The organism is Desulfonatronum parangueonense, assembly GCF_054656975.1.
The window spans coordinates 1,543,110-1,565,810 of record NZ_BAAHXH010000003.1; the positions used below are offsets into that span (position 1 = coordinate 1,543,110).

17 protein-coding genes are annotated in these 22,701 nt (G+C 55.9%); 3 read left to right on the forward strand and 14 right to left on the reverse strand.

Going from position 1 to position 22,701, the window contains the following annotated elements:
- Window positions 1-781: 781 nt before the first annotated feature.
- The 10 genes from ACYQ15_RS07135 to ACYQ15_RS07180 all read right to left on the reverse strand — a co-directional run bounded on the left by ACYQ15_RS07135 (window position 782) and on the right by ACYQ15_RS07180 (window position 13,939).
- Complete coding sequence (locus ACYQ15_RS07135; RefSeq protein ID WP_459936832.1) at window positions 782-1,195, reverse strand: Ros/MucR family transcriptional regulator; 414 nt, start codon at window positions 1,193-1,195, stop codon at window positions 782-784.
- A gap of 481 nt (window positions 1,196-1,676) precedes the next feature.
- Window positions 1,677-4,790 carry an efflux RND transporter permease subunit gene (locus tag ACYQ15_RS07140; protein ID WP_459936833.1) on the reverse strand — a complete coding sequence of 1,038 codons (3,114 nt, stop codon included), beginning with the start codon at window positions 4,788-4,790 and terminating at the stop codon, window positions 1,677-1,679.
- A 46-nt stretch (window positions 4,791-4,836) separates the two neighbouring features.
- Window positions 4,837-6,015 (reverse strand): efflux RND transporter periplasmic adaptor subunit, encoded by a 1,179-nt coding sequence (locus ACYQ15_RS07145; RefSeq protein WP_459936834.1) that lies wholly within the window; start codon window positions 6,013-6,015, stop codon window positions 4,837-4,839.
- Between the two features lie 496 nt (window positions 6,016-6,511).
- Window positions 6,512-7,915, reverse strand: a complete 1,404-nt coding sequence (locus tag ACYQ15_RS07150; RefSeq protein WP_459936835.1) for a tetratricopeptide repeat protein — start codon at window positions 7,913-7,915, stop codon at window positions 6,512-6,514.
- A 15-nt stretch (window positions 7,916-7,930) separates the two neighbouring features.
- Complete coding sequence (locus ACYQ15_RS07155) at window positions 7,931-8,728, reverse strand: ParA family protein (protein WP_459936836.1); 798 nt, start codon at window positions 8,726-8,728, stop codon at window positions 7,931-7,933.
- 158 nt (window positions 8,729-8,886) lie between these two features.
- Window positions 8,887-10,002, reverse strand: coding sequence for a hypothetical protein (locus tag ACYQ15_RS07160; protein ID WP_459936837.1), 1,116 nt, complete (start codon window positions 10,000-10,002; stop codon window positions 8,887-8,889).
- A 39-nt stretch (window positions 10,003-10,041) separates the two neighbouring features.
- Complete coding sequence (gene trpS, locus ACYQ15_RS07165) at window positions 10,042-11,064, reverse strand: tryptophan--tRNA ligase (RefSeq protein ID WP_459936838.1); 1,023 nt, start codon at window positions 11,062-11,064, stop codon at window positions 10,042-10,044.
- 89 nt (window positions 11,065-11,153) lie between these two features.
- The gene (locus ACYQ15_RS07170) at window positions 11,154-11,810 is read right to left on the reverse strand and encodes a site-2 protease family protein (protein ID WP_459936839.1); all 657 of its coding nucleotides are present in this window, start codon (window positions 11,808-11,810) and stop codon (window positions 11,154-11,156) included.
- 60 nt (window positions 11,811-11,870) lie between these two features.
- Entirely contained in the window at window positions 11,871-12,491 is a 621-nt protein-coding gene (locus ACYQ15_RS07175) for a BTB/POZ domain-containing protein (RefSeq protein WP_459936840.1), read from the reverse strand.
- Window positions 12,492-12,670: 179 nt separating this feature from the next.
- Window positions 12,671-13,939 (reverse strand): HDOD domain-containing protein, encoded by a 1,269-nt coding sequence (locus ACYQ15_RS07180; RefSeq protein WP_459936841.1) that lies wholly within the window; start codon window positions 13,937-13,939, stop codon window positions 12,671-12,673.
- Window positions 13,940-14,370: 431 nt separating this feature from the next.
- Here ACYQ15_RS07180 and ACYQ15_RS07185 point away from each other — a divergent pair, with 431 nt between their 5' ends.
- Complete coding sequence (locus ACYQ15_RS07185) at window positions 14,371-15,324, forward strand: DUF362 domain-containing protein (RefSeq protein WP_459936842.1); 954 nt, start codon at window positions 14,371-14,373, stop codon at window positions 15,322-15,324.
- Between the two features lie 255 nt (window positions 15,325-15,579).
- On the opposite strand, the gene ACYQ15_RS07190 is transcribed toward ACYQ15_RS07185, so the two are convergent.
- The 4 genes from ACYQ15_RS07190 to ACYQ15_RS07205 form a co-directional block, all read right to left on the reverse strand.
- Complete coding sequence (locus tag ACYQ15_RS07190; protein ID WP_459936843.1) at window positions 15,580-16,218, reverse strand: M15 family metallopeptidase; 639 nt, start codon at window positions 16,216-16,218, stop codon at window positions 15,580-15,582.
- Between the two features lie 199 nt (window positions 16,219-16,417).
- A complete protein-coding gene (locus ACYQ15_RS07195) occupies window positions 16,418-17,485 on the reverse strand; it encodes an alpha/beta hydrolase family protein (RefSeq protein ID WP_459936844.1) in 1,068 nt (355 codons plus the stop codon).
- Entirely contained in the window at window positions 17,482-18,585 is a 1,104-nt protein-coding gene (locus ACYQ15_RS07200; RefSeq protein ID WP_459936845.1) for an acyltransferase, read from the reverse strand. Before ACYQ15_RS07200 ends, ACYQ15_RS07195 begins: the two co-directional genes overlap by 4 nt.
- A gap of 39 nt (window positions 18,586-18,624) precedes the next feature.
- The gene (locus tag ACYQ15_RS07205; RefSeq protein WP_459936846.1) at window positions 18,625-19,017 is read right to left on the reverse strand and encodes a VOC family protein; all 393 of its coding nucleotides are present in this window, start codon (window positions 19,015-19,017) and stop codon (window positions 18,625-18,627) included.
- A gap of 652 nt (window positions 19,018-19,669) precedes the next feature.
- On the opposite strand from ACYQ15_RS07205, the gene ACYQ15_RS07210 reads away from it, so the two are divergent.
- Together ACYQ15_RS07210 and ACYQ15_RS07215 are read left to right on the forward strand one after the other, a co-directional pair.
- Complete coding sequence (locus ACYQ15_RS07210) at window positions 19,670-21,004, forward strand: amidohydrolase (RefSeq protein ID WP_459936847.1); 1,335 nt, start codon at window positions 19,670-19,672, stop codon at window positions 21,002-21,004.
- Window positions 21,001-22,677, forward strand: a complete 1,677-nt coding sequence (locus tag ACYQ15_RS07215) for a methyl-accepting chemotaxis protein (protein WP_459936848.1) — start codon at window positions 21,001-21,003, stop codon at window positions 22,675-22,677. The genes ACYQ15_RS07210 and ACYQ15_RS07215 overlap by 4 nt, the downstream gene beginning before the upstream one ends.
- Window positions 22,678-22,701 lie beyond the last annotated feature (24 nt).

Below are 22,701 nucleotides of genomic sequence, written 5' to 3' on the forward strand. Positions count from 1 at the left end.
TTCGCGGACCTGCTGTGCGTCCTGAAAACCGAATACGCCAGCCTCTTTGGCCGTGTTGAAGCGGGAAAAGACTGAATCCGCCCGATTTGAACCGTATGTTGCCTCACCGAACCTGAAACCGGCAAGCAAGGACCTCTGAACCTCAACTCTCAGAGATTTGACCCACCCTTTCTGCCGCTGTCCGGCATCGCTCTGCTTCCTCGCTCTTGACCGATCTCGTAGTCTCGGGGCGGGGCGGAACGTCTCATGCCCATCACGGAAGTGGCCGAAACCATCATCGACATTCTGTCCTCCCCGCCGGGCAAGGCATGATGCGTCCAGGCTCTACCGAACAGATAGGCAACTACTCAGCTGAGGTCCTGCTTGTCGGGATCGGGGTCATAATCGCCTTCAAAATCTGAATATGGCTTCGCTTCCGACACCGACACCGATTCTGATGCCAAACTCAGCAACCGCAATTTACTGAGTAGTCATACACGTATGATGAAAGTTGCATGAACCACTGGGGGAGTAAACGAGCCGACAACCTTGTAATTTGGCTCCATAAAAAAGGGGATACTTCCTGTTGAGAAGTATCCCCTAAATAATTTGATGTAAAAATACCTACTCAGCTCACCCGAGACATAGCCGGATTGGGTATCCGTTTTCGCGGAGATGGCTGGCCCGGAGGCGGTATAAAAAGAAAGCCATTCTCGCCAAGGCGGGAATTCAGGGCATGCTTGCCATGAGTTTGAGCCAAGATAACCTCTTCCCTATCAGGCCGAGTAGTTACATGTGAAGTTTACGACTTCGCCTTGACTGATTTTTTCTTCCACAACTCCATCTCCTGCATCTTCTTGCGACGGGCTTTGGAAAGAGATTTGGCGATGAGTGACGTTTTCTTCTTGTACCCGTGTTTTTCACGATACTCGTCGGCAGTCAGATCATGAGTCGCCAAGTGCTTCTTTGTCAGGACCTTGAAGGTTTTTCCACACTCCAGGCAGGTGATGGATTTTTCCTTGATGGCCTTCTTTGGATCGCCATGTGATTCGGCAGTTGCCTCAACAGCAGGTCCAACGCAAGGGCTACCGTCGGCAACACTTCTCAAACTCGCGGCGATTTTCACGACCATGGACGTCATTTCTTCTTCAGTCATGGCGCGAATGCCAGCCTGTGCTTTCACTATCTCAAGTGCCTGCTTTACAAATTCATCCATTACGATCTCCTGTTTTTTATATGTGCTGATGCGTTTCAATGCTCAACTATAAACAAATAATAGATCACATCGAAAGGCAAAGACCTATTTAGCAGGATGCGTCCGCAAGTCAAGTACATATTCATAGTACCATTGACCAAATTAGACTGTATCAATTCCAGTAGTCCTTGAGGCGGACAGGGAAAGAACCGGGAATACCTAGATTTACAGTCCCGCGTGTCTGACTGAGCCAGGATTCTCTCATTCGGGATCAAGTCTCTCTATGCCAACATTCATCCCAAAAAGTTGAAACAGGCGACGGATCTTGAGATTTCGCCGAGGACTTCGCGAGGTTGCAAAATCAAGGCAACCTGGACTTCGAATGCGCGTTTATATTTGAACCACATCTTCTTTATTGTGAGATATAGACAAAGTTCAAGGCTGGAATGTGATAGAATAAATACTGCTTCCTTAGGAGACTCTGCATGTATCATGTTGTGATTCACGCCGGCGCTGCCCTGTGCTCGGCCTGACGAGTTGCGCTCCGGACTCTGTAGAACAGGGTGTAGATCACGGGAATGACCACCAGGGTGATCATGGAGGAGCTGACCAGCCCGCCGATAACCACTCTGGCCATGGGGGCCTGGGCATCGGCGCCTTCTCCCCAGCCCAAAGCCAAAGGCGTCAGCGCGAAGGCCGTTGTCAGAGATGTCATCAAGATCGGGCGCAATCTGCGCCGTCCTGCCTCCAGCACGGCGTCCATGGGCGTCATGCCCTGATTCCGCCGCAGATGCGAGGACTGGTCCACGATCAGAATGGCGTTGTTGACCACAATGCCGCCAAGCATGATGCAGCCGATAAAGCTTTGAACATTGAAGGTCGTTCCGGTTGCCAGCAGGACCAACACCACGCCGATGGCTGCCAGCGGCACGGCGAACATGACCACCAGCGGATCGAGCAGGGACTCATACAGACACGCCATGACCATGTAGACCAGAAGCAGGGCCAGGACCAGCGCCAGGGCCAGTTCACTGAATGCTTCGCGCTGCTCTTCGTAATCCCCGGCAAAAACGATTTCATAATCACGGGGCACGGGAATCTCCCGCAAGTGCTCGCGCAAATCAGCCACCACGGATCCCAGATCCCGACCACTGATGGCCGCGGAAACCGAAGCGATCCGCTGCTGGTCCTTGCGGTCGATCTGGGTGGGACCACGTCCGCTTTCCACCACGACCACATTGCGCAGCAGAACCTGCTCGCCGGCATCATTGGTCAGGGTCATGTCCAGAATGTCCTCGATGCTCATGCGCTCGGCTTCAGCCAGCTTGACCATGATCCGGTACTCGAAGCCTCCTTCGCGGTAGTTCGCGGCCCGCGTTCCGGCAATGCCCGTCTCGAGGGTCCGCGCGATGCGCGTGACGGACAAGCCCAGATCAGCGGCCCTGTTCCGATCGATACGTACAAGTTCCTGACGCGCCCCGGCCTCACGACTGACCCGCACGTCCGTGATTCCGTCCACTCTCTCCATGCGCGTGGAGACCTCGGCGGCCAGGGCATCCAGACGTTGCAGATCCCAGCCCCGCACTTCCACGGCCAGGGTATCTCCGTCCCCGGCGCCCATCCGAAATATGAACAACCCCTGCCCGGCCCGGGTGCGCACCACAGTGCCGGGTATGCCGGACAAGGCCGGCCGCAGAGCAGCCGCGATCTGTTCGCTGCTGCGGGTGCGCTGAGCGGCGGGAACCAGAGCCACGCGAATATCCGCGCGGGCTCCCCCCCCTGCTCGCCAGCCCGAAGCGCCCACGTTCACCACCATGTTCTCGGCTTCCGGAATCATTTCCCGGACGATCCGCTCGATCCGAAGCACCTGCGCATCCACGACATCCAGCCGGGTACCCACCTCCATTTCCACATTGATCCGCACTTCGCCCTCGTCCGCGCTGGGCATGAATTCCGTGCCGACTCGCGGTATCAGAGACAATGCGCCGCCAAACAAGACCACAACCAGGACCAGAACCAGCAAGCGGTGACGCAGAGCCCCTTTGAGCAACCCCAGGTATGCTGTTTCCAGGGCATGAAACATCCGGCCGCTGACGACGAAAGCGCGGTCCAAGAACCCGGAACCGCCCGGGGAACCCGTTGCGGCTACCGGCTTCAACAGGCGCGCCGACAACATGGGCACCACGGTCAGGGCCACCAGCAGGGAGCAGATCAGGGCAAAGGCGACCACATAGGCCAATTGCCGGAACATGACTCCGGCTATTCCTTCCAGAAAGACCATGGGCAGAAAAATGACGAGGGTCGTGATGGTGCTGGCCGTAACCGCGGCGGAGACCTCTTCGGTGCCCTGGACCGCGATTGCCCTGCCCTCCCCGCCTTTTTCCCGGAGCCGGTAAATGTTCTCCAAGACAACGATGGCGTTGTCCACCATCATTCCCACCCCCAGGGCCAGTCCTCCCAGGGTCATCAGGTTCAACGTGAATCCCCCGAAGTAAATCAAGGTGAACGTGGCAATGATGGAAATGGGGATTCCCATGGCGATGACCAACGTACTGCGGATGTTGCGCAGGAAAAAAAGCAGCACGAAAATGGCCAGCGTTCCGCCGAAGAGGATGGAGCGACCGACATTGTTGATGGACTGCTGGATGTATTTGGACGTGTCGATGATCGGCGTGATCTGGATCTGTGGGACATCCGCATGGATGCGATCCAACTCGCGAAGCACGGCCTGCGCGACCTGAACCGTGTTTGTTCCGGCCTGCTTGCGCACGGCCAGGCGCACGCCGGGTTCGCCATTGATGCGGATGATCCTGGTCCGGCGCTGATGCCCGTCCAGAACGTCCGCCACCTGGGCCAGATAGATGGGCGCCCCGGCCCGAACCGCAACCACCACGGCGCTGAGTTCCTGGATGCTGGTAAATTCGCCGGGAGTGCGTAATGTGACTTCGAATTGATTCTGCTGGATGGTTCCGGCAGGTACGTTGACGTTGGCCTCCCGAATGGCCTGAACGATCTGCTCCAGGGAAAGTCCCAAAGCCCGGACCCGGTCCGGATGCACGTTGACCTGGATTTCCCGCTCCAGTCCGCCCCAGATGTCCACCGCGGCCACTCCCGGGATCCGTTCGATGCGCTGCTTGATCTGGTTGTCGATCACCAGGCGCATTTCCACCGGATCAAGGCGACTGGACGCCCCCATGATCAAGATCGGAAACTGGGCCGCATCAAATTTGCGCAATTGCGGCCGATCCGCGTTATCCGGCAAGCGACCGGTGATCCGGTCCAACCGGTCCCGAATGTCGTTGGATGCGGCATCCAGGTCCGTTCCCCAGGCAAAGGAAACCCGCACGGAACTTTGGCCCTCGGAGGAAATGGAGGTGATCTCCTCCACTCCCGGAACCGCGGCCACGGCTTCTTCCACAATGCGGGTAACCAGTTCCTCCATCTCTTCGGGACTGGCGTTTTCGTAATTCGTGGAAACAGTCAGGGTGGGAAAGGTCAGCTCCGGCATCAGGTCGATGGGCAGCCGCGACAGGGATACTCCGCCTAAAATCATTACGATCAGCACGATCATAATGGTAAAAATCGGCCGAGAGACGCTTTGTTGAGTAATATGCATTGATATTTCTATTTTTTCATTGATTCAGCTGACATGCCGAATGTCCTCAGTCTTCCACAACGCGGACTTGGGCGCCGTCTTCCAGAAGGTGCTGGCCCAAAATCACGACTTCGCCGGTCAAGTCTCGGGGTTCAAGAATCTGAGACAATCCGTTTTCAGAAATGCCTGTTCTGACGAACTCCAGACGTACCGTGGCATTGTCTTCGACCACGAACACCGCGTTTTGCCCGTTTCGGCGGACGATCGCGGCGGTAGGAACGACTACGACATCTTCAGCCCTGGCAAGCTCAAGCTGGGCGCGAACGAACATGCCGGGCTTCATCAGTCTTTCGGGATTGGGCAGTTCCAGTTCGACCCGTGCCTGGCGGGAGGCTTCCCGAAAAACAGGGGCAATGCGGGCTACGCTGCCCTCAAACTGACGATCGGGAAAGGCATCCACAGAAACCAGGGCGGGCTGTCCCACCCGCAGCCTGGCATAATCGCGCTCGGAAACATGAAAGATCGCCCGCAGGGCGCTGATGTCAAGAACGCTGAACATCTGAGTGTTGGCGGTCAGGGTTGTTCCCTGATCTACAAAACGCTCCCCCACGACCCGGGGATGGCCCTCTCCGTTTGCCGGCCATGTCGCCCGAATCTGGGTATAGCTCAGTCGCACTTCCGCGGCTCGCAATGCGGCTTGGCGCTGCTCGACCTGGGCCTCGGCCACGCGCTCTCGGGCCTGCTGGGCCAGCAATCTGGACTTGGAAAGCTCCAGTTCGGCCAGGGACGCCACGCGCTGTTCCCGCAGCGTCTCGATGCGCGCAAACTCTTTTTCCGCGATGTCCAGTTCGCTGCGAGCCTCCTCAAGATTCGCCCTGGCCACGGCCAGCTCTGCCCGGGCCTGCTCGACCTGCTGCACGAATTCGGCATCTTCCAATTGGGCCACAAGCTGATCACGCTGCACAAGGTCGCCAACGTCAACAAACAAACGTTCCAGACGGCCGGAAATTTTCGGCGCCACCACAAACTGGGCCCAGGGGATCAGGGTGCCTGAAAAATTGCGAATATCACGCACCGTGGCCTGATCGACAGCTGCGGTCTGTACGGCGACCTGCTGCCCCCCCGGTTGTCTTGGGCCGCCGGGAGACGTGGGCGAGGACTGGATTGCCTGGTAGGTCACCCAGCCCAGTCCGGCAAGGATGATCAATACAAGCGGCAAAACAATTCGCCGGGATTTTTGAGACATATATTGAGACTCCATGGTCAAGTGGTGTCGAACACGGCTGAAAATAGCCATGGTTCAGACAATAGCAAGTATTTCGTTTTGGACTTGATGTCAGAAGCTGTTGATCAATAACGTACCGAGGGTCAACCTGCTCCAGTGCATGGTATGACAGCAGTAAAGACGTGTGAATTGTGAACAAACGCGTAACTGCTCAATAAATTGCGGCAAGAATGGCCCGGGTGCCCGCCTTCGCGGGCATGACGTGCTTGGAAAAACGTTTTTTATGAAGTCATTCCCGCGAAAGCGGGTATTCAGTCAGTTATTCCTCGGATGAACTGAATACTTGCAAACAGGAAGTGAATGACGGACGAAGCGAAGATGGGGAAGGCAGGGCAGCGGCTGTGTATGCGTGAGAGCTGATCGCAGCTGTTTGAATGTTTGCGGTGCATGGCTGGCTTGCCATGATCAGAATGAACAGGAGCATGGCAAGCCGGCAAAGAGTCTTGGGTAATAGCTGCTAATCGATGATCCCCCGAAACAATTTCTTCAGGACTGAACTGCCGCAGTATCCGGTTTCCTGGGCCATCTTCAATGCGCGGGAGTCGCCCAGCGTTGCGGCGGAGCGGAAATCACGGCACGCAAGATCCCGATTGTCCATTTTCATGTACAGAAGACCCCGGTTGTGGAATGCGGAAGCAAGTTTCGCGTCAAGCATGATGGCTCGGGAAAAGTCGGAAAGCGCCTTATCCGGGAAACCGGCATCGAGTTGGGCCAGTCCGCGCTCGTTGAACATTTCGGCGTTTGCCGGATCAGCGTCCAGCGCTTTGGTCAACAAATCCACGGCTGCCGCTGCATTGGTAAAACGCTGCCCATTCCAGAGCAATCTGGCCCGGCGCAACCATTCCTCCGCTTGCGTTTCGTCTACCGCCTCGGTTGGCTGGGCAACCATGACCACGGAGGATCCGGCGGGAACGGATTCCGCGGCGGCAGAAGGCGGCGCCGGTGCTGGAGCAGGGGGTGCAGTGGGCTCCTGGTTAGGCTCCTGAACAATCTGGGTCGGTTCCGCCTGGGCAGGTTCCGGTGTAGGTTTCTGGGCAGGTTCCTGGGCAGACTTTTGGGTCGGCTCATGGGCAGGCGCGGACAGGGCAGCCTTGGCATCCTTTACTTCATTTTCCAGCTCGCTCAGCCGTTGTTTCACCGAGTTCAGGTCTTGCGACAGGTCGACAGGTTCCGCCGGTTGACTTGCGGCCTGACTCTCCAGATCCGAAACCTTTTGAATGATATCCTGCAGCATTTTTTTCAGGTCAGTGGATTCAGTCTGGACAAACTTTTCCATGGCCGCGACCTTATCCCGGCTCTCCTGTACGGCGCCTTGCAACTCCTCGTACAGCTTCAACCAGGGACGTTCATCCAGCACCTCCTGCAACCTGTCCATACGCTGCTGTTGCGTAGCGGTCATTTCCGCCACTTCCCGCAGCTTTTCCTGATCGGAATCTGCACGAACATCACCTGCAGACAGAGACTGTTTCAGGCGCTGCAAGCTGGAGCGTAACTGCTCGAACTCCTCGGCCGTGGATTGCTGAAGTTTTTTTTGCTCTTGCCCGATGGTTTCAATTTCCTCACGAAACTCCACAGTGAGATTTTCCAGTTCGGGTTTGGTAAGTTTTGAACTTGAAGGCGCTTTTTTGGTTTTTTGCTTGGACACGGTTTCTTTCTTCCCCTTTTTTGAAGTCTGCAATGAACCTTGATCATCTTTTGCCGCAGGAAATTCCAGAACGTCGGAGCGTTCCGAACTGCCTTTCACCGGCTGACTCAGGGACACTTCCCGTTGAAGCCTGGCCTTGGCTTCAGGATTGAGGATGGAATCCAAGGCTGCCTTGCTGTCCTGTTCCAAATTGGTCTTTTTGGTGCTTTTGGCCATAGCTTCTCCATGCATTTAGGGTTTTTGTCCCATCTCCACCCGCGAAAGCATTTCCGTGGCAAATTTTTGATAATCCTGGCATCCATACGATGAAGGGTCCAGGTCGAATATGCTTTGCTGACTCAGATTTGCCTTGTTCAGGGTCGTGTTGCGCCGGATCACGGTCTGAAAAAGGGCGTCGCTGAAAAACTCCCGCACGGCATCCATGACCAGCCGACTGGCCGTGGTCCGGGGGTTGTACATGGTCACCAGGACTCCCAACAGTCGGATGGCGGAATTGGTGTCTTCACGAATTGCCTCGATGGCCTGGATCAGATGATTCGTACCCTGCAAGGCGTAAAGCGATTCGCCGTCCACGGGGAGAATGTAGACATCCGAAGCGGCAACCGCGTTCGTGATCAGCGGCCCCTCGATCTGCGGGGGGCAATCCACCAGCACGAGATCGTATCCATTTTCCGCCCCCCTGACGGCATCCAGTTTCTCCCGCAGGCCGAAGATCCGTTTTGCCGAGTTGGGCGGCAGCAGAGCAAGTTGGGAATAGGCATGCAGGTTGGATGGAATCAGATCCAGATTGGCATTAACCGAATGTGCGCAATCGGCAATGGCAAGTTCCTTGTCCGCCAGAAGATGACCGATGGTGTACTGGTGCTCGAAGGGATCCCTGCGGCCCAGAGTCAGGGTGGCGTTGCCCTGGGGGTCCATGTCCACGACCAGAATCCGCTTTCCCCAGCGGGAAAGGATATCCGCGGTGTTCACCACGGTAGTCGTCTTGCCGACACCGCCTTTATGATTGGCAAAGGATATGATGCGCATGCGCTACCTGCCGGGTGTTGCGGTTTTGGGACAAAGTCCAACGCGCGGCGGACATTGCCAGAAAGCGGCGGCTTGAATGACGGTTTCGCGATCACTCCATCACCAAAGGCGTCAGCTTGAAGCGGCCTGATCATGTCCTTCTGGACGGCGGGAAGCGCCTACTGCGCGGCCTCGTCTCCCTCCAGGTCCTCGGCCAGCTCATGAAGCATTTGCTGGACGCGTTCCAATGTCTCCCGTTGTTGCTGCGTTTCGACCTGCGTTTCCAGGTAGGACGTCTTTGCGGCGGCGTCGCGCAGGAATCCGGCCATGAGACGATTGCGAACGACATCGGGCAGGTTCTGCAGCACCTGCATCTGTTGATCCAGATATCCCAGGTTATCCAGTATCAAAGCCTGCTGCCGGCCCATTGCGGCCATTTCCTCCTGAAAAACCAGGCGTTCCTGTTCCATGCTCCGGGCCATTTCCTCCTGGACCGAATGCATGTGCCCGCTTTGGGCGTGCAGTTCGCCAAGATGTTCCTGAAAGGAGGAAATCTGTTCATTGAGCACGATATAGACGCCGCTGCTGACCACCAGAGCCAGGGCCGCGGCCAGCAATATGGTGGCGCCCCAACCGGGCCCCGCGGGCCGGACAAGAATTTCATCGTCCATTGTTGTTGCATCGGTGGAGGAAACGGTTTTCTTTTCCACGGTGGATTCGGTAGTAGGTTTCTGCATGGTGGGCTCCGAAGGAATATGAAGTGTATGGGATGCTGTGGCCGACGGAGCAATCCGCTCGGCGGCCGTTTTCTGATCTGAGGTGGTGGAGATCGGTTCATCGCCGACATCCGACTCGTCAATCCGGCCAGGATCCTGCTTCTGCTCAGGAGGAGGCTCCGGTTTGGTTTCGATTTCAGTTTTTTCGGTGTCAGTCACGACTTTGGAAAGGTCTGTCCCGGATTCAGGCAGCGGTTCAGCCTTGGGCTCCGGAGCTGGTTCGGCTTTGGGTTCAGGCGCCAATTCCTGCTCCAGGGCCAATGTTTTTTTTTCAGCGTCATTGAGAGCGCGACTCAGGGCAAGGTATTCGCCGAAGTACTTGAAGCTGGTCAGAAAAAAACCCGCGACAAAAAGAACAGCCAGCAGCCCAAGGATCGGAAGTTCGAAGCCGTGGGAGAAAAATGGCTCCCACGTGAAGGCAAATGGTAGCCGAACAGCAAGGATATTCGCATTTTGAACCGCAAAAAGCATGGTCAGAACAAAAAGCAGAATGAAGAAAAGAACCTTGATCAGCTTCATATCATCTCCATGATCTCAGAACCGGCAATACCCAAAAACTCAGTTTCCTGATGCGGATAATTCTCCGTATTGCAGATTGAGCCGCTCTCGAGTCAGGGTCAAAGTCTCCGTGGCCACGTCATGGGCCTTGCGGTTCCCGGCTTCCAGCAATTCCCATATTCGTGCCGGATTCGCCTCCAGCGCGGCCCGGCGTGCATGGATCGGATCGAGAAATCGTTCCAGACTTTGCAACAGCATTTTTTTGCAATCCACGCAACCCAGGGCGGCCTGGGTGCAACCGGACGTTATTTCCTTGCGGATCGCGGCATCCGTCATCAGGGCGTGATATGGATACATGTTGCATTGATCCGGATTGCCGGGGTCTTTCTTGCGCATCCGGTTCGTGTCCGTGAGCATGCCCATGATTTTCGGCGTGATCTTTTCCATGGTTTCGGAAAGATGGATCGCATTGCCGTAGCTCTTGCTCATTTTCCGGCCGTCAAGGCCGGGAAGCTTCTGCGCTTCGGTCAGCTTGGCCTGCGGTTCCGGAAAAAGCGGCGTGTACAGAAAGTTGAATCTGCGCGCGATTTCCCGGGTCAGTTCCAAATGCGGCAGCTGATCCTGGCCCACGGGGACGAGGTGCGGCCGATAGATCAGGATGTCCGCGGCCATGAGCACCGGGTAGCCCAAAAAGCCGTAGGTGTTCAAGTCCTTCGCGCCCTCAAGCTCGCCTTTGACTTCCTTATACGTGGGATTGCGTTCCAGCCAGCCCAAAGGCGTAAACATGGAGAACAACAATTGCAGTTCCGCATGCTCCTTGATCTGGGATTGCAGAAAAATGGTGCATTTTTCAGGATCCAGTCCGGCGGCCACCCAATCCAACACCAGCTCCGGCACGAACTGCTTGATCCTGTCCGGGCTGGCGTATTCGCTGGTCAGGGCATGCCAGTCCGCCACGAAGAAAAAGCATTCGTACTCTTCCTGCAGGGCGATCCAGTTTTCGAGAACGCCGAAATAATGCCCCAGATGGAGCGGGCCTGTGGGACGCATCCCGGAAACTATGCGTTGTTTGGTTGTTGCCATTGAAAACGATTCCTCGTGGGTGAATGAAAAAACTGATACCTGAAAATGAGTGGAGCCGACAGCGCGTTATGACGTCATAGACGACGCGTCTAGAGCAAAACTCCTGAAAAAAGTGAGACCAACGGCAGAAGAACGCTCTGCAGGACACCGGTCATCAACAACAGAATGAGAACGATGAATCCGTACCGCTCGAAGTTGTAAATGAACCGCGCCCCTTCCACCGGCAAGAATCCGGCAAGTATCTTGGCCCCGTCAAGAGGCGGAATGGGAAAAAGGTTGAATATGCCCAGGATCAAGTTGATGAACACACCGTACTGGGCCATCAGGGCCAGTGGTTCAATGACGCTCATCCCGGCCCCGCCCAGCAGGACCGCAATCCAGACCAGGGAATGAAATATGGCCGCGAAGGCCACGGCCAGAACAAAATTGGTCCCCGGACCGGCCAGCGAAACCAGCATCATGCCCTTGACGGGATCCTGAAAATAGCGGGGATTGACTGGAACGGGCTTGGCCCAGCCGAATATGAATGGACTCTTGATCAGAACGAGAAGCAGGGGAAAGGCGATGGTGCCGATGGGATCCACATGCCGGACGGGATTGAAGGTCAAACGCCCGGCAAGCCGGGCAGTTGGATCGCCCAGTCGCCATGCGGCAAATCCATGGGCAGCTTCGTGACAGGTTATCGCAATGAGAACAGGTACGGCTATCAAAGCCAGTTCGCGAATAAATGTTGTAATGTCGAACATATTTTCTGAATATACCATGCCTTATGGTTGGAAGCAAGGCAGGGTCAAGGGAATAAACGACTATGGTTGTTTGCTGATTTGCCGTTCAAGACGGAGATTGGAATCACGCAAAATCCGATACAGTTCGTAGCTTTCTAGGTTGCCGGCACAAAACTTGAGCATGATTGAAAAAATGGACCATCGAACATCCGGAATGACGTCGACTTCAGGCGCGACGATGCCGATAAACATCCCGCGAATTCTCGAACTCGTGGCCAGGGCATGCAGCACGATCCGATCCGTAGTCTCGATGCCGGGAACGGTCACGGCCCGATTTTCGCGCAAGGCCCAATTGAACACGCCTTGATAGATCAGGGCGTTCATTTCGCCAGCCAGTTGCGGCCGCAACTGGGCAGGTTCCACCTGGTTCAGGATGAAGTCGCCGTCCTTTTCATCCACGATGCAGATCCCCCTGGCCAGACAGGGAACCAACAACCCCACCTGCCGCAGAGTTTCCTTGATGATGGGTTCAGGGCTGGCGAGGCGGTTGATGGCCGGCAAAAAGTCGCCGAGTCCCAGGAGCATGTCCAGGGATTCCATGGTGTCCAGATTCACCTTCTGGAGATGCTCCAGTTTTTGCGACAGTTCCAGCACCTGGGATTCAAGCTCCAGGACGCGAGGTGATGCTTTCTTGGATTTCATATTTCTATCAACAAATTCAGTAACTGCTCAATAACTCCGGGGAGTGTACCACATAAAAACACCAGAAACCTGGTCTGCGCCTGGATGACGACGGAGTGAACTTGCCAACGCGGTACTGCATTCCTTCATACCGGCGAAGGCGGGCATCCAGGCCATGCCGGCCGCAGTATATCGAGCAGTTACGACTTCCGATTTTTGTCAAACAGCATCCGGTAGATTCCTTCCACCTGCCCGGCCATGAGATCCAGGGTCGGCGCGAGAATACTGGGTGCAAGCCGAACAAGATCCCATGCCTTGCAGTCCAGGGGCGGCAACGGGTACCCATGCTTCCAGCCCGGTTCCATTCCCTTGGCCAGGATGCCAGCTATATGAACCATGGTCACGTCAATGGAAGAGGCGGCCTTCAGCGGCGCGTACTGATACCGCACCGCCTGCTCGAGTTGCGGGGGAAACTTCCATCGCTTCAGGATGGCCCCGCCGAACCAGGAATGATCAAAGCCGAACAATTCCTTTTCCATGACCGTCAGCGGCACGTTCCGTTTCCTCGACTCGAAAAGAGCATACCGGGACTGGGTGGGGAAATATTTCATCAGCACAAGATGACCGATACTGTGCAGCAGCCCGGCCACAAAAAACATTTCCGGGTTTCCGGGCCGTCTGGAGCCAACAAGCACCCTGGCCCCGATGCCGCAAGCGATGCAATGCTTCCAGTACGACTCCATATCCATCAAGTCCGACGGGATTTCCTGGACCTTGGTCACGATCATCGCACCCATGGCCAGCATGCTCAACTGCTGGGTGCCCACGATGGTCACGGCTCGAGAAATCGTGTCCACACGCCCTGGAAATCCATAATATGGACTGTTGGCCATTTTCAGAAGCCTGGCCGCAAGGCCCTGGTCGCGACTGATCACTTCGGCAAGGCACGTGGACGAACTGAGCGGATTGTTGATCGCCTCGAGAATCTGGGTAAGGATTGCGGGCAGACTGACCAATTCCACCTCTTCATCCAGAAAGCGTCGCGGATCGATCCGCATGGGCGGAGCACCCATTGCTCCTTTGTCGTCAACATCTGCTGCCGCTCCGTCCTCGGTTGCGGAAAGCGATGGATTGTCGCGCAGCCAGCGAGCCGTGCGCAGTGTGAATATGCGACGCAATTCCGCCAAGGCGGGATGTTCATCCTCACTTGCCGGCCCCATGCGCCGGACCACTGCCTGCCGAGCCTCCTCCAAAAGTTCTTCGGAAAGGTCTTCTTCCGGCTGGTTTTGAAGGTTCAGCTCGTGGCCGTTAGCGACCTCAATTTCCGTCACTCCCCAAATCCGAAAAATGCGAAGATGGTTTTCATCAACAACCTCTCCCTTTCCGACAAGAAATCGACCGTTGCTGTCCCGAACATCCGCGGCAAGCACCATTCCAGGCCGGATTCCATCAATGTGCACGATATTCATTCTTCTTCTCCAGCCTCGAATCCAAATAGCTGGGACCGCCGCACCCCAGTGTGGTCCATGTTATCTGTAACTGTTCAGCAAACGCTGCCGTTGCACAGTTCGGCATCATTGTCAGGATCGGTATCGGGATCGGACGCGAATTCGTGCGGAGGGAGCCTCAACGTTCTCGAAACCGATTCCGATACTGACCCCGATTGCCGGAGGCAAATCACATAACATGTGCTGAGCAGCTACTGTTATCGCAGGCAAAGTATTGTCCGAGGCAGACTCACATAGCCAACCCCTACTGTTACGTCCAGCGCGGTCAAAGCCCAAACAGAGGTTTCCACCGCAAGAAAGCGGCGTGCCGCCTTGCATGGATCTTGTCAGCAGGTATGGAATTGCTTAACCCGTATCGGAAATCTGCTTCACCTCCACCGACCTCCCCGACCATGACCGACACCATCGCTGCCCACCTCCCTGCTCCCATCTCCGTCGCCCTGCTCCAACGCGGGGATTACGAGCCTGCCCTGCTTGCGGAAGACATCCTTCAATGCTGCCAGGCTCTGGGGCGATCCTTTCGCCGCGGAGACAGGATTTTGATCAAACCCAATCTCGTTGCCACCCGCAACGCCCGTCTCTCCTGCACTCATCCCCAGGTTGTCCGGGCCTTGTGCATTGTCTTGGCGGATTACGGTCTGCGCGTTCAGGTGGGCGATTCGCCGGCCTTCGGCTCGGCCCGGCAAGTGGCGCGGGCCGCCGGCCTGCTGGATGCCCTGGCCGATCTGCACGTGCCGCTCGTCAACCTGGACTCTCCGGTCCGGCGCACCCTGGCCTGCGGCATTCAGGTCGGCATTTCCCGCCACGTTCTGGATGCCGATCTGCTTTTCAATCTGCCCAAGCTCAAGGCCCACGGACAGATGTTCGTCACCGCGGCGGCCAAGAATCTTTTCGGCTGCGTCTGCGGAGTGCGCAAGGCCATGGCCCATGTTCGCCACGGCCAGGGAGACGAGCTGGCCGAACTGATCCTGGATCTGCAGGAGCATCTGCCGCCAACCACGAATCTTCTCGACGCCGTCACGGCCATGCATTGCACCGGTCCCACAGCCGGATCGCCGTGCGACCTCGGGTTGCTTGCGGCCTCGGACAATGCCGTGGCTCTGGACACGGCCCTCTACCAAGCCCTGGGGTTCAAACCGGAACAGGTCCCCCTCTGGCGGGAGGCACGGCGCAAGCGCATGCCGGGGCACGACGCGGAACAACTCAACTTTCCCCTGCTTTCTCCCGCTGAACTGCGCCTGCCTCCGTTCAAGACGCCGGAATGCCTCAATCCCGTCAGCTTTCATCCCTGGCAGATGACCAAAAGCATGTGCAAGCGAGCCTGGTTGAAATTCAAGGATATATGAAGTTGTTTTATTCACAGGAAACGCGAGGCACTCAAACGTTCCCCTGACCGCTGGTGCGTCGTTACTTTGTGAAAGCCGAGGAAGCTGTTGTTCTGATAAGCGGGAGAGCTGCGGATTATGTGAAGGAGAGAATCTGAGGCGTTGATCCTGGATGTTGGAGCGACGTGCCCTGTACCCGTTCAAGCTCTTCCGGCAGGGCTTCAAAATGAGGCGGTCCCGACGCAAGTCGCCGGGACCGATTAAAATTTCTTAAATTTACTCGATAATTGTGTATTTTTCCCGAACAAGATCCTTGGCAAAGGCATCATAGTGCCACCACTCTATTTCCAGGGGCACCCATCCGGCATCAACCATGACGCCTCGAAGGATATGTCGATTTGCAATCTGCTCCTCGGTCAGTTCCCCCTCCTGGAGGAAATACCCTTCCAGTCTGGGCTGGGACAATGGTCCGAAGTGGTCCATGGGCGTTCCCATGTCCAATTCTTCGCCGGTCTGCGTGTTGAACAGGGTCACGTCCACCGCCGCCCCGTAATTGTGCATCGATCCGGTAAAGGGGTTGGCCACATAATTCTGTTGCGAAGTACCGACTACCAGTTTCCACATCCTGTGCTGGATGGAACGCGGTCTGAGGGCGTCTCCGACGAGGATTCGCAACTCCGGATGACGTTTCTGGAGAAGAGCGCTGGCCGCGACGAGCTTGTCCGCGGCTTCGGGACGCAGATAGGCACGGGTGAAATCCCCGTAGGCGTTGGCGCCCATGAAGTTGTCTTCCGAGGCGTATTTCAGGTCGACCAGAATGGACGGATCAAGTTTCTGAACATCAACAAGCCCTTTGTTGATCAGCTTCAACTCGAACTGTGAAATCGTGCGCAATTCCTCTTGAGGCTGCAGCATCGTATATTTTTCCCCCGATAAGTCTTTTTCCTGGAATTGTGCAGCGGACGGTGCAGCAGTCGTTGCAAATATCAAGAGTAAGAGAAAAGAAACGACATAAACAAGTCGGGTTTTCATTGCAAATACCATGTATACCTCAAGTACGTTCTGATCGGGTTAAAAATCCTTGAATCCAGGCCGCTCCGACTGGCCCGAAACATTACCGCTGTTGTTGCGCCAACCAGTCCAGCCCCTGGTTGTAGACGATGTCGTGTCCGCCATCGAATAGCACGATGGTCGCGTTACCGGATTTTCGCTTCAATACAACCTGAAGGCCCGCCTCCTCGAAAAAAGGATCCGATACCTCCTGCCCTTGAAGATGTTCCGGGAGAGACTTGTTTGTATCAATGAACCTGTAGTCTTCTTCAGCAATTCTGTCCTTTTCGTCGACCAGATCATTGAAGGCGCGGATGGCGTGGGACGGCGGAACAAAGGGATCGCTCATGCCCCCGCCGACATACACCTGAACATCCTTGCCGCGAGCCTGATGCAGGTAGGTTGAAGGGCTTCGCTTTCGACATTCCTCCCTCGCCCGGTCGTTCACGGCGGGATTTCCACCGCAGGAGGCTTCAATGTCCCGTTGGTAACGATCCGCGTAGAACAAGTCGGCGTCCTCCAGGTAATCATACCAGTCATTGAGATCGTATACCGGCACGGATGCCAGGGCAGCCGTGAACCGTTCCGGATACCGGCCGACCATGATCAGCGACATCATGGCGCCGCCGGAAAAACCGGCCACATAGATCCGGCTTTCATCCACTTCGGCGTTGGATTTGGCGTACTCGAGCGCCTCAAGCACGTCCTGGACGGCCTTTTCCGAGCCCGTGGCATCCGGGTTGTTGAATCGGCCGCGGAAATCAGGATGCATGAAAATCCAGTCGTTCTTCACGGCAAAGACCGCATAGGGAATGCCATAGTGCTGCCGAAAGTTGTCGCTCCAGCTATGCAGAACAAGGAGCAACGGCTTTTTTCCTTTGCTTCCCGAATTGTACCAGAGCGCGGGTTGTCCGGACTCCTCGCCCTGGCGTGGAATGGAAATCTCATCAACCTCCGGTGCGGCTTGCTGCCAGGCCTGCTGTTCCGGAAGATTGCGCAGGGGAAGGTCCGACAATTGGGTGAAGGAAATATAGTCCTCGACAAATTGAACATCCGCGAAGGCGTTGGGACGTACAGTCAGGAGCACGAACAAGCACAGGATAAGGATTGCGCAGCACTTGAAAAGGTTCATGCGATCATTTTCCTCATGATGGGAACATGGCTGAAGATGAAGACCAGGCTTAACGACAAAATATAAATACTGATCGTGAACAGAGGAATTCCTGCGACAAGCGGCACCGACATTCCGAACGCGCTGTCGTGATCAATGGTGAATCCAAGACGTCCATCCCGCAGCAGTTCCAGAATCAGGGCATGGATCAGATAGATCCCGAAAACGCTTTTTCCGATCCGTTGCAGCAGCTTCGGAGAATTCATGCGGATTCGTTCCTTGCCGCTTTCCGTTGATTCCCTGCGCGTGTCGAAGATGCTTCTCACGATGAGAAAGAGCGGTATGGCCATGGCCACCACAGTGGCGCTGTAGTAGTCATAGAAGAAGTGGTCGAACTCCCCGGCCTGACTGCTCACCAGATATGTTCCGGTCATGGTCGCCGCTCCACCCGCCAGAAAAATCAGCGCAAGCATGAACAATTGCGCTCTTGAGCGAACAACGGCGTCCTTGAGCAGATACCCCAGCAAAAAGTAGCCGCTGAGCTTGAGCGCCGAGTATTCATTCAAATCGGATACAAAGTAGGTTTGGTAATTGAACAGTTCGTGGACGATCGGCAGCACCGAAGCCCAGCAAAACCAGATCCCGACAACATACCACCCGAATTTGCGCGGAGTCTGGTTCAGCAGCGCACTGATCGCCGGCGCGAAGAGATACAAGGTGACCAGCATGTAGATGAACCAGAGGTGATAATAGATCGGTCCGGCGAACAGGAGCGGAAAAAAATCAAAGACCCCGTGTTCGTCTCCCTTGACGTGAATCCCGTACAAAAAGTAGATCACGCTCCACGTCAGGAAGGGAATGAGGATTCTTCTGATCCGAACCAACAGAAAATCACGCAATGGAATCTTGTCCGCCCCGGAAAGCACCAGGGCGCCGCTGACCATGACAAACAGGGGAACGCACCAGCGCACGAACGAATCGTAGGCATTCCCGGTCCACCATGCCGCGGAATCCTCGAAGGGGACCAGGTACGGCGCCGCGGCGTGCAACAAAATGACGCCGAAGATGGCCAGAAGCTTGAGAACATCCACCCACAGCAGACGCATCGGCGCTTTCTGCATCACACCGCCCAAACTATGAATCGAAAATGAAACAAGTCGTCATCCTTTGGCCAAGTTCTCCCACAGCCCCATCACATTCCCCTCCGTGTCGCGGAAGTATGCGTAATACCCCATGTCCGGGACCTCGCTCTTGGGCATGACCAGTTCCCCTCCGGCTTCCTCGATCAGTTTGACATGATCGTCGATGGAAGGAACTTCAATGGTCACGACCGGATGCTGTACAGCGGAATTCTTCTTGAAAATCCCGCCATTGATCGCCCCTTTTTCGGTATGCATATAATGGTCGTCCACCGGAGTGGTGATGGCGAAAGTATATACATCGTCCTTGTGCGGCATGTCCTCCATGCCCCACCCGAACACCAGGGCATAAAATTTCTTGACTCGCTCCCTGTCTTCAGAAGGCAACTCGAAATGCACGACTTTATTCATCATTATCCTCCCTTCGTTTCCAAGGCCTGACAAATCCAATGAGCGGGGCAACACCTGGAACCAGCCAACTGGATAGTCACTGAAAAAACCCAGTCAACGTGAAAACTCAATCTCCGTCGCGATCCCTTGCCCGACCTGAACCCACTGACCCCTTTGCAACCTGATGCCCGTCATCAACCCCGCGACCCCGCAACCCCTTGTTGCGGCCTGGAGCCGGCAGGTCATTGATGCATGGCAAACTACATTGACATGCCTCTTCATCCCCGGCTATTTGAACGCGCAACAACATGCATTTCTTACATCTTTTCCTTTTATTTTCCCGATCTTGCTTTGCCGCCTCGCAAAATCGCACCTGATGATCGACTCTTCATGCATTTTCAGGGGAAACGTTGAGGAGCACTTTGCCAGGCTTCGCTTCCGACCCCGATCCAGACGGCGATGCCAAACTCAGCACGGCAGCAGCATGTTGAATGATGTCATCGCAAAAACTTCAAAAACATCTCTACGGGACGCAACGTCAAAATATAACATTTCGACTTATTCAACTTTCAACCATCAACTTTCCAAGAGCTTGATGCAAAAACACTTTTTGCATCAAGCTCTTGAATAGCAGCTTTCGCTTTATCAATCATTTATCTTTATCGAGGTGCCGGCTATGGAACAGATTGACATCCTGGTGACAGGAGGGACCGTCCTGATCATGGATACAGCAGACACGAAAATCACAGACGGAGCCCTGGCCATCCGTGGCTCGAACATTGTCGCCGTGGGACGGAAACATGATCTGATACGCTCGTTCCAGGCGGATACGGTCATAGACATGCCCCATTCCATCATCATGCCGGGACTGATCAACGCCCATACCCATGCGGCCATGACCTGCTTCCGGGGCATCGCGGACGACATGGAACTCATGGACTGGTTGAACAACTATATCTTTCCGGCCGAATCCAGGAACGTCGACCCGGAACTGGTCTACTGGGGCACCCTGCTGGCCTGCGCGGAAATGATCCGGTCCGGAACCACAACCTTCTCGGACATGTACCTGTTCGAAGAGGAGACCGCCAGGGCCGCGCAACAGGCCGGCATGCGCTGCCTGATCGGAGAGGTCTTGTTTGATTTTCCCTCGCCCAACGCCAAAACCCCCCAAGAGGGCTTGGCCTATACGGAAAAGCTGATCACAAAGTGGGCGGATGATCCTCTCGTAAACATCATGATCGAGCCCCACTCCCTGTACACCTGCTCGCCCGACCTCTGGAAAGCGGCCACGGCCTTGGCCGATGCATACCAGGTGCCCATGTCGACCCACCTTCTCGAAAACAGGGCCGAGGCCAGGCAGATCATGGAAAAGCTGGGGCAACGGGCCTCGTCATTCCTCATGGAGATCGGTGCGCTGAACGAGCGTTTTTTTGCCTTTCACTGCGTGACCATGGACGATGAAGACATGAAGATCTTTGCCGATCACGGATGCAAGGTGGTCCACAATCCGGAAAGCAACATGAAGCTGGCTTCCGGAGTGGCTCCGATCACGGCCATGCTCGAGAAAGGTATTGTCGTAGGCCTGGGCACGGACGGGTGCGCCAGCAACAACAACCTGGACATGTTCCAGGAAATGGACACCGCGGCCAAGCTGGAGAAATCAGCCCTGCTGAATCCTGTGGTCATGTCCGCCAGGACCGTTGTCCGCATGGCCACCTGCGACGGCGCCAAAGTGCTCGGCCTGGACCGGCAGGTGGGCATGCTCAAGGCCGGGATGAAGGCGGATGTCTGCATCATCGACATGAACAAGCCCCATCTGACGCCCATGTACGATGAGTATTCGCATCTGGCCTATGCGGTTTCCGGTTCGGACGTGGACACTGTGCTGATCAACGGCAAAATTGTCATGCACAACCGCCGCCTGACCACCCTGGACGAGGAAGCGATCATGTCCAGGGTTCGTAAGATATCCTTGAAAATCAGCAAGACCCTGAAAGGAGACCGAATTTGAAGAACTATTCCATTCTTTTTCTGCTTCATCTTGTAATTTTCTCGGCTTTGGCCGTATTGCTCGGCGTCTCCGGCCCCGGGGAAAAACTTGCCACGCTGAAGTGGGTCTTTTGGCTTTGCGTAGTGATCAGTCTGGGGGCCATTGCCTTTGCGGGCTTTCGAGATGCCAAAGCCGGTCGTCAAACGCGGGATACCCTGCAGGCCATCACTGAAGATCACGAAAAGGTCCTGCACGACAACGTTTTGCCGGGAATAGACGGATTACGGCCGCATCTGCTTGCGGTTGCCGCCAGAATCGACAATCTGGTGAAGAATGTTCAGGAAGAGCAATCCAGAAGCGAACTCTTGGAGGCCAGGCTCCAGAAAAGCGTCCAGGCCACGAACGAGGTGCTTCAGGGAGCGGAATCTTCGCGCTGCCAAACCATACTTTCCGCGGTGGGCGTGCTCAAGGAAGCGACGGAAGGCATCCAGCGAGAGTCCGAGAAGCTCAAGAACGCCATTCACCATGCAAACATCGGCGCCGCGGATCAACAGAAATTCACGTCCGAAGCAGCCACGGCCATGGAAGAGATGAACGCCTCCATCCTGGAATCCGCGAAGAATGCCGAAGACGCGTCCATGGACTCGGCTCAAGCCAAGGCAAAAGCCGAATCCGGCTCCAGGATCGTCCAGGAGACCCTGGCCGCGATCACCGCGGTTTCCGAGAAAAGCGAAGAACTGTCTTTGTCCATCATTGAGCTGGGGGGGCAGGCAGAATCCATCGGCAAGATCATCGATGTCATCTCAGACATTGCGGATCAGACCAATCTTCTGGCCCTGAATGCCGCCATCGAGGCCGCCCGGGCGGGGGATGCCGGCCGAGGATTCGCCGTGGTGGCGGACGAAGTGCGCAAGCTGGCCGAGAAGACCATGGGCGCCACCCGGGAGGTCGGGCAGGAAGTCGAAACCATCCAGAACCGGGTGCGCCGGGCCGTGGATCAGGTGAAGCAGACCAGCGAACTCGTGGCCAAAAGCGTGGATCTTTCCGGCGAATCTGGCCGCTCCCTCGAGGAGATCGTCTTGCTGTCCCAGCATTCCTCGGACCGCACCGGCTCCATTGCCGAAGCCGTGGGACAGCAGTCCCTGGCCAGCGAGGAAATCTCCAGAACCCTCACGGAGGTCAGCACCATCTCGTCCACCACTCAGTCGGACATGTCCGACTCCGTGGCCCAGATCGAGAGCCTCGCCAGCCGCGTGGAGGACCTGACTACCCTGAACCGGGTCTTTGAACGAATCGGCCACGGACAGGTCCAGAAACTGATTACCGACCTGGCCCGTTCCAAAACCATCCTCTCCCTTTCACGGACTGATCAGGAACAGACCTTGCGCAAGGTCATCCGCGAACAGGAGGACCTGGAACTGCTCTATGTCACTGATGCCCGCGGTGTTCAGATCGTGGCCAATATTCCGCGTCCGGGCATGGAGTCGGAAAAGGACCAAAAGGTTTTAGGAAAGGACTGGAGCGCCCGCCCATGGTTCAGTGAAGCAATGAAATCCCCCATTCCCTACATCTCCGGAGTCTATACATCCCAAGCCTCGGGCGAACCGTGCATTACCGTCTCCACCTCGTTCAAGGACCATCAGGGCCAAATGCTTGGAGTCCTGGCCGCGGATGTCCGGGTCAACAAATCGTGATTCCGGTCATTAGCACTACAACGA

Excerpts from the sequence above, each read along its gene's own strand:
- ACYQ15_RS07135 (WP_459936832.1), bottom strand. The coding sequence starts at position 1,195 with ATGGATGAATTTGTAAAGCAGGCACTTGAGATAGTGAAAGCACAGGCT.
- ACYQ15_RS07140 (WP_459936833.1), bottom strand. The coding sequence starts at position 4,790 with ATGCATATTACTCAACAAAGCGTCTCTCGGCCGATTTTTACCATTATG.
- ACYQ15_RS07145 (WP_459936834.1), bottom strand. The coding sequence starts at position 6,015 with ATGTCTCAAAAATCCCGGCGAATTGTTTTGCCGCTTGTATTGATCATC.
- ACYQ15_RS07150 (WP_459936835.1), bottom strand. The coding sequence starts at position 7,915 with ATGGCCAAAAGCACCAAAAAGACCAATTTGGAACAGGACAGCAAGGCA.
- ACYQ15_RS07155 (WP_459936836.1), bottom strand. The coding sequence starts at position 8,728 with ATGCGCATCATATCCTTTGCCAATCATAAAGGCGGTGTCGGCAAGACG.
- ACYQ15_RS07160 (WP_459936837.1), bottom strand. The coding sequence starts at position 10,002 with ATGAAGCTGATCAAGGTTCTTTTCTTCATTCTGCTTTTTGTTCTGACC.
- trpS (WP_459936838.1), bottom strand. The coding sequence starts at position 11,064 with ATGGCAACAACCAAACAACGCATAGTTTCCGGGATGCGTCCCACAGGC.
- ACYQ15_RS07170 (WP_459936839.1), bottom strand. The coding sequence starts at position 11,810 with ATGTTCGACATTACAACATTTATTCGCGAACTGGCTTTGATAGCCGTA.
- ACYQ15_RS07175 (WP_459936840.1), bottom strand. The coding sequence starts at position 12,491 with ATGAAATCCAAGAAAGCATCACCTCGCGTCCTGGAGCTTGAATCCCAG.
- ACYQ15_RS07180 (WP_459936841.1), bottom strand. The coding sequence starts at position 13,939 with ATGAATATCGTGCACATTGATGGAATCCGGCCTGGAATGGTGCTTGCC.
- ACYQ15_RS07185 (WP_459936842.1), top strand. The coding sequence starts at position 14,371 with ATGACCGACACCATCGCTGCCCACCTCCCTGCTCCCATCTCCGTCGCC.
- ACYQ15_RS07190 (WP_459936843.1), bottom strand. The coding sequence starts at position 16,218 with ATGCTGCAGCCTCAAGAGGAATTGCGCACGATTTCACAGTTCGAGTTG.
- ACYQ15_RS07195 (WP_459936844.1), bottom strand. The coding sequence starts at position 17,485 with ATGAACCTTTTCAAGTGCTGCGCAATCCTTATCCTGTGCTTGTTCGTG.
- ACYQ15_RS07200 (WP_459936845.1), bottom strand. The coding sequence starts at position 18,585 with ATGCAGAAAGCGCCGATGCGTCTGCTGTGGGTGGATGTTCTCAAGCTT.
- ACYQ15_RS07205 (WP_459936846.1), bottom strand. The coding sequence starts at position 19,017 with ATGATGAATAAAGTCGTGCATTTCGAGTTGCCTTCTGAAGACAGGGAG.
- ACYQ15_RS07210 (WP_459936847.1), top strand. The coding sequence starts at position 19,670 with ATGGAACAGATTGACATCCTGGTGACAGGAGGGACCGTCCTGATCATG.